The 12058-nt window shown below is 71.4% G+C and carries 8 protein-coding genes; 2 read left to right on the top strand and 6 right to left on the bottom strand.

Features of this window, described 5'->3' with window-relative positions; translation table 11 throughout:
- Positions 1-30: 30 nt before the first annotated feature.
- Together sthA and ACFWP5_RS00035 are read right to left on the bottom strand one after the other, a co-directional pair.
- Positions 31-1434: a Si-specific NAD(P)(+) transhydrogenase gene (gene sthA / locus ACFWP5_RS00040; RefSeq protein ID WP_384148202.1), complete on the bottom strand. Its 1404-nt coding sequence runs from the start codon at positions 1432-1434 to the stop codon at positions 31-33.
- Positions 1435-1513: 79 nt separating this feature from the next.
- A complete protein-coding gene (locus tag ACFWP5_RS00035; RefSeq protein ID WP_384148200.1) occupies positions 1514-1702 on the bottom strand; it encodes a hypothetical protein in 189 nt (62 codons plus the stop codon).
- Positions 1703-1856: 154 nt separating this feature from the next.
- Here ACFWP5_RS00035 and ACFWP5_RS00030 point away from each other — a divergent pair, with 154 nt between their 5' ends.
- Both ACFWP5_RS00030 and ACFWP5_RS00025 read left to right on the top strand, forming a co-directional pair.
- A complete protein-coding gene (locus ACFWP5_RS00030; RefSeq protein WP_384148198.1) occupies positions 1857-3692 on the top strand; it encodes a glycoside hydrolase family 15 protein in 1836 nt (611 codons plus the stop codon).
- 125 nt (positions 3693-3817) lie between these two features.
- Positions 3818-5323, top strand: coding sequence for an esterase (locus ACFWP5_RS00025; protein WP_384148196.1), 1506 nt, complete (start codon positions 3818-3820; stop codon positions 5321-5323).
- A gap of 85 nt (positions 5324-5408) precedes the next feature.
- Here the strand turns inward: ACFWP5_RS00025 and ACFWP5_RS00020 are convergent, their stop codons facing one another.
- The 4 genes from ACFWP5_RS00020 to ACFWP5_RS00005 all read right to left on the bottom strand — a co-directional run bounded on the left by ACFWP5_RS00020 (position 5409) and on the right by ACFWP5_RS00005 (position 11970).
- Positions 5409-8132, bottom strand: a complete 2724-nt coding sequence (locus tag ACFWP5_RS00020; RefSeq protein WP_384148194.1) for a SpoIIE family protein phosphatase — start codon at positions 8130-8132, stop codon at positions 5409-5411.
- Between the two features lie 76 nt (positions 8133-8208).
- Positions 8209-10752 carry a SpoIIE family protein phosphatase gene (locus tag ACFWP5_RS00015; protein WP_384148192.1) on the bottom strand — a complete coding sequence of 848 codons (2544 nt, stop codon included), beginning with the start codon at positions 10750-10752 and terminating at the stop codon, positions 8209-8211.
- Positions 10753-11023: 271 nt separating this feature from the next.
- Positions 11024-11344: a hypothetical protein gene (locus tag ACFWP5_RS00010; protein WP_384148190.1), complete on the bottom strand. Its 321-nt coding sequence runs from the start codon at positions 11342-11344 to the stop codon at positions 11024-11026.
- Between the two features lie 134 nt (positions 11345-11478).
- Positions 11479-11970: a hypothetical protein gene (locus ACFWP5_RS00005; RefSeq protein WP_384148188.1), complete on the bottom strand. Its 492-nt coding sequence runs from the start codon at positions 11968-11970 to the stop codon at positions 11479-11481.
- Between the last annotated feature and the right edge of the window lie 88 nt (positions 11971-12058).

The raw sequence follows: 12058 nt of genomic DNA, 5'->3' as shown, positions 1-12058 counted from the left end.
ATTGACCACTGAGTAATCTCGTGTGAACGGTCAGTCGCCGAGTCGGTCGATCTGCCGCAGTTTGTTCGTGGCGTCGAGGGCGGCGACCTTGTAGGACTCGGCGAGCGTCGGGTAGTTGAAGACCGCGTCGACGAGATAGTCGACCGTGCCGCCGCAGCCCATCACCGACTGGCCGATGTGAATGAGTTCCGTGGCGCCGGTGCCGAAGCAGTGCACGCCGAGCAGGGTGCGGTCCGTGGGGGAGACCAGCAGCTTGAGCATGCCGTGCGAGTCGCCGATGATCTGGCCGCGAGCGAGTTCGCGGTAGCGCGAGATCCCGACCTCGAACGGCACGCATTCCTCGGTGAGTTGGTCCTCTGTCTTCCCGATGAAACTGATCTCCGGGATGGTGTAGATGCCGATCGGCTGCCGGTCGTCGATCCGGTGCACCGGCTCACCGCAGGCGTGGTACGCCGCCGTACGGCCCTGTTCCATCGAGGTCGCCGCGAGGGCCGGGAAGCCGATGACGTCGCCGACGGCGTAGATGTGCGGCACCGCGGTGCGGAAGTTCTCGTCGACGTCGATCCGGCCGCGCCGGTCGGCGGACAAACCGGCCTTGTCCAGGTCGAGTTCGTCGGTGAGACCCTGCCGGCCTGCGGAGTACATCACGGCGTCGGCCGGGATCTTCTTGCCGCTCTCCAGCACGGTCAGCGTGCCGTTGGTGTGCCGCTCCACGGCGGCGACGGTCTCTCCGAAGCGGAAGGTGACGGCGAGGTCCCGCAGGTGGTACTTGAGCGACTCGATGACCTCCAGGTCACAGAAGTCGAGCATCCCGGCGCGCTTCTCCACCACGGTGATCTTGCTGCCTAGCGCCGCGAACATGGAGGCGTACTCCATACCGATGACACCCGCGCCCACGATGACCATGGACCGCGGGACCTTGGGCAGGTCCAGGACGTTGTCCGAGTCCATGATGGTCTGCCCGTCGAACTCGACGGTGTCCGGCCGCGCGGGGCGTGTGCCGGTGGCGATGACGATGTGCTCCGCGGTCAACAGCCGTTCGTGGCCGGTGACGTCGGTCAGGGCGACGGTGTGCGGGTCGACGAAGCGGCCCGTGCCGGCGAACAGGGAGACCTGGTTGCGGGACAACTGGTTGCGGATGACGTCGACTTCACGACTGACCACGTGCTGAGTGCGCGCGGTGAGGTCGCCGACGGTGATGTCGTCCTTCAGGCGGTAGCTCTGCCCGTACAGATCGCGCTGGGTGAGACCGGTGAGGTACAGCACCGCCTCGCGCAGCGTCTTGGAGGGGATGGTCCCGGTGTGGATGGAGACCCCACCGACCATGTCGGGGCGGTCGACGACGGCGACCCGGCGGCCGAGCTTGGCCGCGGCGATGGCGGCCTTCTGGCCGCCCGGTCCTGAACCGATGACAAGCATGTCGAAGTCGGGCACCTCCGGAGTCTGTCAGCCGGAGCGGCTCCTCCGAAAGAGCGAACCGGTAACCATCGGCCGCCGGGCGCCCGCGAAGGGCTCAGGGCAGCAGTTTGTCCAGCGCCGCCGCCCCTTCGGCCTCGATCTTCCGCCGGGCCCACTCCAGGTTCTCCGGTGTCACGTCCCGGCCGGTCGCCAGGACCACGTCCTCCGGGGCCACCTCCGTACCGGTACGGGCGTGCAGCAGGGCGTCCGGTGTGGCGCGGTCGTCGGGCTGTGCTGTCGACATGGTGCTTCCTCCCTGAGACCGGGCGCGTGCCGTGGGTCCCACTCCCACGATTCCCCGCCCGTCCCCAGTGTGCATCCGGAAGAGTGGCCGATGGAGAACCTGAACCTAAGCTTGGAACCGGCCCCCGCGGGCCCGAACCAGGGAGGCTGCCGCGATGGTCGAGACCCCGCCCCACCAGGACACCCCCACCGGCCCCGGATATCTGCCCATCGCCGAGCACGGACTGATCGGCGATCTGCGGAGCGTGGCGCTGGTGGGCACCAACGGCACGATCGACTGGTACTGCTGCCCGTCCTTCGACGCCCCCAGCGTCTTCGCCGCGATCCTGGACGCGGAACGCGGCGGCTCCTTCGAGCTCGCCGCCTCCGTGCCCGCCCGCACCAAGCAGTTCTACTTCCCCGACACCAACGTCCTGATCACCCGGTTCTACACCGAGGAGGGCGTCGGCGAGGTCCAGGACTTCATGCCGGTGACCGGGGAGACGGACGCGTCCGCCCGGCACCGCCTGATCCGGCGCGTGCTGTGCGTGCGCGGCTCGGTCCCCTTCCGGACGCGCGTCGCCCCGAGGTTCGACTACGGCGCCTCCCCGCACACCGCGCGGATGGTCGGAGACGTGGCCCTCTTCGAGTCCGCGGAGAAGTCCCTCGCGCTGACCGCCACCGTGCCCCTGGAGTGCGACGGCACCGACGTGTGGGCCGACTTCAAGCTCGACGAGGGCGAGTCCGAGGTGTTCGCCCTCGACCAGGTCGACGGCGAGGTGACCTCCCGCCCCTGCGCACGGCAGGAGGCCGAGGACGAGTTCGCCTCGACGGTCGCCTACTGGCGGCACTGGCTCTCCCAGTCCCGCTACCGGGGCCGCTGGCGCGAGATGGTGCACCGCTCCGCCCTCACCCTCAAGCTGCTGACCTACGCCCCGACCGGCGCGATCGTCGCCGCCCCCACCACCAGCCTCCCCGAACAGCTCGGCGGCGAGCGCAACTGGGACTACCGCTACGTCTGGATCCGCGACGCCGCCTTCTGCGTCTACGCGCTGCTGCGCCTCGGCTTCACCGGCGAGGCGAAGGCGTTCATGCAGTTCGTGACCCGCTACATCAGCCCCGGCGACGGCAACCCCTCCGGGCCGCTCCAGATCATGTACGGCATCGACGGCCGCACCGAACTCACCGAACACGAACTCCCGCACCTCGAAGGCCATCAGAAATCCGCCCCGGTCCGGGTCGGCAACGCCGCCGCCGACCAGCTCCAACTCGACATCTACGGCGCCCTGATCGACTCCATATACCTCTACGACAAGTGGGCCGAGCCCATCTCCAGCGCCCAGTGGGACGACGTGTGCGCCCTGGTCGACTGGGTCTGCGAGCACTGGGACCAGCCCGACGAGGGCGTCTGGGAGACCCGCGGCGGCCGCAAGAACTTCCTGTACTCACGACTGATGTGCTGGGTCGCGATCGAGCGCGCGATCCGCCTCGCCAACCGCCGCGGCCTGCCCGCCGACCTGCCGCACTGGCTGGAGTGCCGCGACACCATCTACCGCCGCATCATGGACCGCGGCTGGTCCGCCAAACGCCAGGCCTTCGTCCAGTACGAGGGCAGCGACGTCCTCGACGCCGCCCTGCTGATGATGCCGCTGGCGAAGTTCATCGCCCCCACCGACCCCAAGTGGCTTTCCACACTGGACGCGTTGACCGAGGAACTGGTCTCCGACTCCCTCGTCTACCGCTACAACCCGCAGGCCAGCCCCGACGGCCTCCGGGGCGACGAGGGCACGTTCTCGATCTGCTCCTTCTGGTACGTCGAGGCCATGGTCCGCGCCGGCCGCGTCGACGAGGCCCGCCTCGCCTTCGAGAAGATGCTCACCTACGCCAACCACCTCGGCCTGTACGCCGAGGAGATCGGCCGCACCGGCGAGCAACAGGGCAATTTCCCCCAGGCGTTCACCCACCTCGCCCTGATCAGCGCCGCGTTCAACCTGGACAAGGCCCTCGGCTGATCAGTCCGCGTCACGCAACAAGTGTCACTGAGGTGTCACAGCCCTCGGTGACGCCACAACCACCGGGGCATGTCTCGTGTCGAACCCGTTGACCGCAACACATTTGATCCACGGGGGAACACATCATGACGAACGTGTCACGCACGAAGGTCTCCGCCGCCGTCGCGTCCGCGACCTTCCTGCTCCTGGCCGGCGCCGGCATCGTCGCCGCACCGGCCAGCTACGCGGGCGTCCCCGGCGGCACCAGCGCCGTCGACCGCAACAGCGACTTCAACGGGGACGGCTACGACGACGTCCTGATCGGCGCCCCGGAGGGCACCGTCGACGGCAAGCAGGGCGCCGGCTACGTCACCGTCCAGTACGGCGCCCCGAACGGCATCGCCACCAACACCACGGTCCCGAAGGGCCACACGGCCGTCATCAGCCAGTCCACGCCGGGCGTCCCCGGCACCTCGGAGACCTACGACTCCTTCGGCCAGGCCATCGCCACCGGTGACGTGAACGGCGACGGCTACGACGACGCGATCATCGGCGCGCCCGGCGAGGACGAGGGCAGCCTGGAGAACGCCGGCCGCGTCACCGTCCTCTACGGCTCCAAGGCCGGCCTGGGCGCCGAGGCGAACACCTCCTTCACCTCCACCAAGCCCGCCGCCGGCGCCCGGTTCGGGCAGTCCGTGGCGGCGGTCCGCTTCACCGGCGCCACCGACGCCGACGAGATGGCCGTCCTCGACGACAACGGCGCCCAGATCTTCGCCTACCACACCGACATCCTGCACCTGATGGGCACCCTGAACACGACCACGGCCCCCGGCGGCCACCGCATCCAGCCCGCCTACCTCACCACCGGCGACTACGACCGCAACGGCTTCGCCGACCTGGTCGTCTCCGGCTACAGCCCCGACGACGACTACAAGCAAGGCTGGTCGGCCCTCTACGCGGGCGGAGACACCGAGTTGACGTACCGTCAGGACCTGAACGGCGGCCTCGGCACCGCCTCCGGCGACATCAACAACGACGGCTACGACGACCTGGTCCTCGGCCAGCTCAGCAGCGCCGACGACGAGGCGGAGGGCGACGCCGGGGGCAAGATCGGTGTCTACTACGGCAGTTCGGACGGCGTCGGCGGCGAGGACGGTCCCGGCAGCGCCGCGCAGTGGTGGTCGCAGAACTCCCCGGGCGTGCCCGGCGCCTCCGAGCACGGCGACGCCTGGGGCAACGACCTCTCCGTCGGCGACGTGAACGGCGACGGATACGCGGACGTGGCCGTCGGCGCGCCCGGCGAGGACATCGGCACCGTCCAGGACGCGGGCGCCGTATGGCTGTTGCGCGGTTCGGGCAACGGCGTGACCGCGACCGGCGCCCAGTCCTTCGACCAGAACACCGCCGGCATCCCCGGCACCGCCGAGGCCGACGACGCCTGGGGCACGCAGGTCCGGCTGGCGGACACGGACGCGGACGGCCGCTCCGAACTGGTCGCCTCCGCACCGGGCGAGAACTCCGCTGACGGCTATGTGTGGTTGCTCCCGGCGGGCCCGAACGGCCTGCTCGCCGACGGCTCTTCGCTGTACAGCGCGGCCGACCTCGGCGGCGCTGCGACGAGGGCGCACTTCGGGGCGGCGATCGACGAGTAAGCCATCGACGATCAAGGACAAGCAGCGTGACAGCGCCCGTACCGGCTCGGCGGCCGGTGCGGGCGCTGCCCGTCAACCGGGGTGATCACAGCGCCTGTTCGGCCCAGATGACCTTGCCCGCCGGGGTGTACCGGGTGCCCCAGCGCTCGGAGAGCTGAGCCACCAGGAACAGGCCCCGGCCGCCCTCGTCCGTCATCGCCGCGTACCGCAGATGCGGCGAGGTGGTGCTGCCGTCGTAGACCTCGCAGATGAGGGTACGGTCGCGCAACAGGCGTACGCGGACGGGGTCGTTGCCGTAGCGGATCGCGTTGGTGACCAGTTCGCTGAGGATCAGTTCGGTGGTGAACGTCAGCTCGTCCAGGCCCCAGTGGGTGAGTTGGCGGGTGACCGAGGCGCGCATGTCGGACACGGCCGCCGGGTCGGACGGGACGCGCCACTCGGCGATCCGGTCGGTGCCCAGTGCGCGGGTGCGGGCGACGATCAGGGCGATGTCGTCGCTCGGGCGTACCGACAACTCCGAGTCGAGGACGGCCCGGCAGGTGTCCTCGGGTGAGTCGCCGGAGTGGGTGAGCGCGGTGCGCAGCAGTTCCAGGCCGACGTCGATGTCCCGCTCGCGGTCCTCGACCAGGCCGTCCGTGTACAGGACCAGCCGAGTGCCCTCGGCCAGCTCCAACTCGGCCGTCTCGAAAGGGAGTCCGCCGAGGCCGAGCGGGGGGCCGGCGGGGACGTCGGGGAACTCGACGGTGCCGTCCGGCCGGATGAGGGCGGGTGGGGGATGGCCGGCGCGGGCGACGGTGCAGCGCAGGGTCACCGGGTCGTAGATCGCGTACAGGCAGGTCGCGCCGGTGACCGGGGCGTTGCTGTCCTCAGTCGTCTCGTCCTGGTCGATCCGGCCGACCAACTCGTCGAGCAGGCCCAGGAGTTCGTCCGGCGGGAGGTCCAGCGCGGAGAAGTTGTGGACCGCGGTGCGCAGTCGTCCCATGGTGGCCGCCGCGTGCAGGCCGTGTCCGACGACGTCCCCCACGACCAGCGCGACCCGGGCGCCGGACAACGGCAGGACGTCGAACCAGTCGCCGCCGACCCCGGCCTTCGCCGGCAGGTAGCGGTAGGCGACTTCCAGGGCCGTCTGCTCGGGGAGGCGGCGGGGCAGCAGGCTGCGCTGGAGGGTCACCGCCATGCCGTGCTCACGGGTGTAGCGGCGGGAGTTGTCGATGGAGACGGCGGCGCGGGCGACCAACTCCTCGGCGAGAGCCAGCTCCTCCTCGTCGAAGGGCTCGGGCTTGTCGGAGCGCCAGAGGTTGACCACGCCGAGGATGAGGGCACCGGCCCGCAGCGGCACCGTGATCAGCGAGTGGATGCCGTACTCGACGATCTGAGCGGTGCGTTCGGGATCCTGGGTGAGCCAGCCGGGGGCTTCGCCCAGCCGGGGTTCGACGACGGCCTCGCCCGTGTCGAGGCTGCGTGCCTGCGGGGAGGACGCGATGAACTGGATCTGCTTGCCGACCGGGTAGAGCGGGGCGTCGTCCCGGACCCCGCTGTACGCCGTGCGGCGCAGCTCGGTGCCGGGCTGCGGTTCCTCGCCGCTCAGTACGGCGTCGTAGAGGTCGACCGTGACGAAGTCCGCGAAGCGGGGGACGGCCAGTTCGGCGAGTTCCTCGGCGGTGCGGGTCACGTCCAGGCTGGTGCCGATGCCCACTCCGGCGTCGTAGAGCATGTTGAGGCGTTCGCGGGCGACCTCGGCGCGGCCGGAGACGGCGCGCAGCTCCGTGGAGTCGCGGAGCGTGGTGACGCTGCCGGGCGGGCCGCCCTCCAGGTCGGTGGGGCGTTGGTTGACGGCGAGGAGTCGGCCGCCGACCCGGTGCACCTCGTCCGTCGCGACCCGCCCGGAGGCCAGCAGCGCGGTCATGTCGGTGTCGAGCCCGAGGTCGAGGACCAGGCTTCCCTCGGCGTTCTCGGGCAGGTCGAGCAGGTGGCGCGCCTCGTCGTTGGCGAGCAGTAGCCGGCCCTCGCCGCCGACGATGATCACGCCCTCCCGTACGGCGTGCAGCACCGCGTCGTGGTGCTCGTACATCCGGGTCATCTCGTGCGGGCCCAGGCCGTGGGTCTGGTGTTGCAGGCGTCTGCTGACCAGGGCCGTGCCTCCGAGGGCGAGGACGAGTGCCACGCCCGCGGCGATCATCAGGAACGGCACCTGCTGGTCGGCGGCGCCGCCGACGTTCGCCTTCGTCACGCCGGCCGACACCAGGCCCACGACCATGCCGCCGGGGCCCCGGATCGGGACCACGGCCTGCACCAGCGGTCCGATGGTGCCGGTGATCTCCTCGGTGACGACGTGCCCGGCGAGCGCGGGGGCGATGTCCCCGACGAACTTCCTGCCGATGCGGTCCGGCTTGGGGTGGGTGTAGCGGATCCCCTCGGTGTTCATCACGACGATGAAGTCGACCTTGGACGACTTGCGGGCGGCCTCGGCGCTCGGCTGGAGGATCGCCGTGGGATCGGCGCTGCGCAGGGCCGCGACCGTGCCCGGTGCGTTGGCGAAGGTCTCGGCGACGGCCACCGACCGGTTGCGGGCCTCCTGCGTGCTGTCGTGCCGCACCTGGAGGACCTGTGCCACCACGGCCGACACGACCAGCAGCAGCACGATCACCACCTGCAGCATGAACACCTGCCCGGCGAGGCTGCGGTTCCCGCCGAGGGGGGTTCGCCGGTGTGCGCGCGCCCGTCGGGCACGGTCGTACGAGCGCTGTGCGCGCAGACCGTCGGGGCGGTGGGTCGACCGGGCCCTGGGCCGACCCGTCAGGCGGACCATGTGCCCATGTCTACACTGCCCGACCTCAGGAGGCGAGGGGCGTCACAAGCGGTGACAGGCCGTGGTCGGCCGGGGGTCACGGGTGCCGTCCGGGCCTGGCGCGCCGGGCGGCGAGCAGCAGCGCTATGTCGTCGGGGCGGTCGGCCGCGTGCCGGGCCGTCGCGGTGAGCCGGTCGGCGACACCGGCCAGGGAACGCCCGCCCGGCCGTGCGGCGGGCCCGCCCGCCTTCGCGAGGGCGACGCGCAGGGCGGCGATGCCGTCGTCGATGTCGACACCGGGCCGCTCGACCAGACCGTCCGTGTAGAGCGCCAGGATGGAGTCGGGCTCCAGCTGCAGCTCCGCCACGGGGTACTGGGCGTGCGGGTCCACCCCGAGGACTACGCCCCCGGGTATGTCCCAGACGCGGGTACGGCCGTCCGGGGTACGTATCAGCGGCGGCGGGTGCCCGGCCCGCGCGACCCGGACCAGCCCGCTCGCCGGGTCCAGCCGGAGGTAGCAGCAGCTCGCGAACTGGCCCGGGTCGAGGTCGATGAGGAGATGATTCGTGCCGCTCATCACCTCGTCGGGCGGTCGGTCGCCGAGCGCGAACGCCCTTACCGCGCTGCGGAGTTGGCCCATGGTGGCGGCGGCCTGGACGCCGTGCCCCTGGACGTCGCCGATGACCAGGGCCAGACCGTCACCGGCCTCGACGACGTCGTACCAGTCGCCGCCCACCTCCATGCCCTGGGTGCCCGGCAGATAGCGCCCCGCGGTCTCCACCTGCGGGTGGGCGGAGAGGCGGCGGGGGAGGAGGGCCTGCTGGAGGCCGCGGGCGAGGGCGGCCTCGGAGTCGTAGCGCTGGGCCTTCTCCATCGCGTGGGCGATCAGTCCGGCGAGGGCGGTGAGCACCGCGCGCTCCTCGGTGCTGAAGCTGTGGGACCGGTCGAAGCCCAGGATGGCCGAGCCGACCGGCCGCCCCGACGCGATGAGCGGCAGGAACGCGCGGGCTCCGACCTCCGCGTCCAGCGGGATGCCCGGGTAGGCGTCCGCCAGTTGCTGCATGGAGTCGAAGAAGAGCGGGCGTCCGGTGGTGAGGGTCTCGACCCCGGGCAGCCGGGCGTCGAGCCCGACCCCGTCGAAGGGGGCGAGGAAGCCCTGCGGGAAGCCGGTCTCCCAGGCCAGGTACAGATGGCGCTCCTGGAGCAGATAGATCGCGAGCCGCCGGCCGCCGAACGCGGGCAGCAGCTCCTTCATGACGACCGCGGACACCTGCCGGGCGGTGACCGCCTCCGTCAGCGCGATGGCGAGCACGATCGGCCGGTACAGCGGGGCCAGCGAGGTGACGCCGTTCGCCGGGCCGTCGTCCCCGTCGGCGTGCACGGGCACCAGCGGCGGCCCCACCACACGGGCCGACGGAGCGACCGTGCACGTCAGCTGGTCCTGGCCCGGATGGACGGCCATCGCCAGCCAGTCGCTCTCGTACGGCTCCTGCCCCTGCTCCCGCTCGTCCGGGCGCCGGACGTGGAAGTGCACCGGCCCCAGCGACAGCAGGGCGCCGCGCAGCTGGTCCTCGCAGCCGATCTGGTTCAGCCAGGGCACGCCCTCCCACAGCGGGCGGCCCAACAGCTCCTCGCGCGGCCGGCCCAGCAGTTCGGCGGCGCGCGGATTGGCGTACGTGACCAGCCCCAGCCGGTCCAGGCAGAACACGCCGTCCGGGAGCAGATCGGCCGCGCTGTCGGCCATCGGGGCGGGACCCGGATCGACGACGACACCGCTGACCGGGTACCCGCCGTCGGGCGGGAGAGGCCCGGTGGCGGGCGTCCACAGGTCCAGCAGCCGGGCCGAGCCGTCCGCCGCCCGCACCCGCAGGGGCAGCCGCGGGGGCTTCCCGGCGGCAGCGGCCCGTAGCGCGGCCATGACCTGGTACGTGTCGCCCGGTGCCACGACGTCCGCGAGCGCCTGCGCGGTGCCGGGGAACTCCGCGGGCTCCACTCCCAGCAGGGCGTGCAGGGAACCGTCCCCGGTCACGGCCGCCGTCTTCGGATCCCATGCGAACCGTGCCATACGGCCCTCGGGGCGATGCGTGGCCGCCGTCCGGACGCACACGGGCTCGTCGTCCCAGGCGACGTACGGACCGTCCTCGTCCTCGTCCTTGTGCTCGTCCTCCAGGTCGGCCAGCGCCCTGCCCAGCTCCTCGGCCAGCCGGGTCATCCGGTCCAGGCCGGACAGCACCTCGGTGGCGTCCGACGCGGAGGGCCGCAGCACGGTCAGCACGCCGTACGTCGTCGGCCCGCCGATGACGGGGACGTACAGGGACCCGAACTGGAAGGGCAGGCTCGCGGCGAACTGGGGATAGCGGCGCATGGTCTCGGTGGCGTTCGGCAGGACCACGTGGACGCCGAGCCGGTAGGAGTCGGCGACGGGGAACTTGCTGTCGACGTGCAGCCGCCCCCAGGGGCGGAACAGCGGCCCGGGCAGCCCGGCCAGTACGGCCAGACGCAGCAGTCCGGACGTGCTCGACCGCAGGTAGACGCCCCCGGAGTGGCCGCCGGCCGCGTCGATCGCCTCCGTCGAGGCGTCGATGAGCAGCTCGGAGAGCCGTCCGGGCGTCCCCTTCTCGCGCTCGGCACTCCCAGTCATTGGGGCTCTACCTCGTCCCTGTGGCGCCGGGTGGGTGACACAGCAAGAATGCGCCAGGACGCGGCCGGGGTCACCTGGGCGGACGGGATGGGCTGGAGAGGCACGGGTATCGCCGGTCTGCCGGTATCTGATGAAGTGATCAAGAGTGGCTCAAGTGTCGATGGTGTCGAGGGCGGGGCTTCGTGTGTGGGGTGCGGGCTGCGGCGCGGTGTCGTGGCGTCGGCTCATGACGAAGGCCCCTCGGCGCGGGTGCCGGGGGGCGTCTTGTGGGTCAGGCGACGAGGGCGAGGGCGGGCAGACCGGTGCTGCCGAGGTCTGCGCACGGGATGCCGTTGTCGTGCGGGAGCGTGTTCTTCGCGTGCGGCGCGTTCGGCTTCTTCGCGCGCGACGTGTCGGGTACGTCCGGTACGAGCGGCGTGTGCGGTACGTCGAGGTCGTCGGCCCCTGCCTGGTCGGGGCGCCCGTGGCCGGTCGTCCGGAACCCGGCGGACCCGGCGGACCCGTCGGTCGTCGCCGGGTCGCGGTCGTGCGTCGTCCGGCCGGTGCGCTCGGGTACGGCGAGCGTCCTTCCGGCGGACCGGGGTGTGGCCATGGGGCTGTGCCCTTTCGGATCGACGCGATAAGCAGGCAGGCAGGAAAAGTAAGTACGCAGGCAGGAAAAGGGAGTTGAGGTCCGACCCGCGTCAGCGATCGGTCCTCGACCCATGGCGTTCAGGATGGCGCAAACTACGCCTCGCGCGGGGCGAATTCGATCTGTTGCCCTCGCCGGTAGTGACCGGTCGGGTTCCGTTTTGCCAGCCGTATACCGCGGACCAGCGCCCACACCAGCAGCCCGGCCACCGCCGGACCACCGAACAACATGGTCAGACCGGCCCCGACATTGACGCCGAGCACCCCGGCCGTCAGCACCCGCCAGCCCACCCCGACGATGACCCCGGCCAGCATCAACGGCGCCAGCACCTCCCACCACCGCCGCTCCAACTCCCCGCGCCGCGAGGCCCGCACGAGCAGCGCGCCACCAACTCCCGCCAGCAGCAGGGCGATCGCGCCGATCACGGCGGCCGTGCCGTCCGAGATGTCCAACGGCCGGTAGGCGTAGTCGAGTTCGGCAGCCGAGAAGCCGTCGACGTCCTGCCGACCCAACAGGCCCCATACGGCGACCGGTACGGCGGCGACCAGAGCGGAGGCGGCCGACAGATGTGTTGCTCGCGGTGTCATGGGGCGATGGTTGCCGGGAGGGGCGGGTGGGGGCATGAGCACGGGTACTCAGTCGCGGAGGGGGTGGGGTGCGGGACCACCGCTGGGG

Source organism: Streptomyces sp. NPDC058469 (genome assembly GCF_042721125.1).
GTDB lineage: Bacteria > Actinomycetota > Actinomycetes > Streptomycetales > Streptomycetaceae > Streptomyces.
This window is presented reverse-complemented; position numbering and strand designations above follow the sequence as displayed.

Bases quoted from the DNA above. Each gene is read 5' to 3' on its own strand.
- ACFWP5_RS00015 (WP_384148192.1), bottom strand. From the start codon at position 10,752: ATGACTGGGAGTGCCGAGCGCGAGAAGGGGACGCCCGGACGGCTCTCC.
- ACFWP5_RS00025 (WP_384148196.1), top strand. From the start codon at position 3,818: ATGACGAACGTGTCACGCACGAAGGTCTCCGCCGCCGTCGCGTCCGCG.
- ACFWP5_RS00005 (WP_384148188.1), bottom strand. From the start codon at position 11,970: ATGACACCGCGAGCAACACATCTGTCGGCCGCCTCCGCTCTGGTCGCC.
- ACFWP5_RS00020 (WP_384148194.1), bottom strand. From the start codon at position 8,132: ATGGTCCGCCTGACGGGTCGGCCCAGGGCCCGGTCGACCCACCGCCCC.
- ACFWP5_RS00035 (WP_384148200.1), bottom strand. From the start codon at position 1,702: ATGTCGACAGCACAGCCCGACGACCGCGCCACACCGGACGCCCTGCTG.
- ACFWP5_RS00010 (WP_384148190.1), bottom strand. From the start codon at position 11,344: ATGGCCACACCCCGGTCCGCCGGAAGGACGCTCGCCGTACCCGAGCGC.
- ACFWP5_RS00030 (WP_384148198.1), top strand. From the start codon at position 1,857: ATGGTCGAGACCCCGCCCCACCAGGACACCCCCACCGGCCCCGGATAT.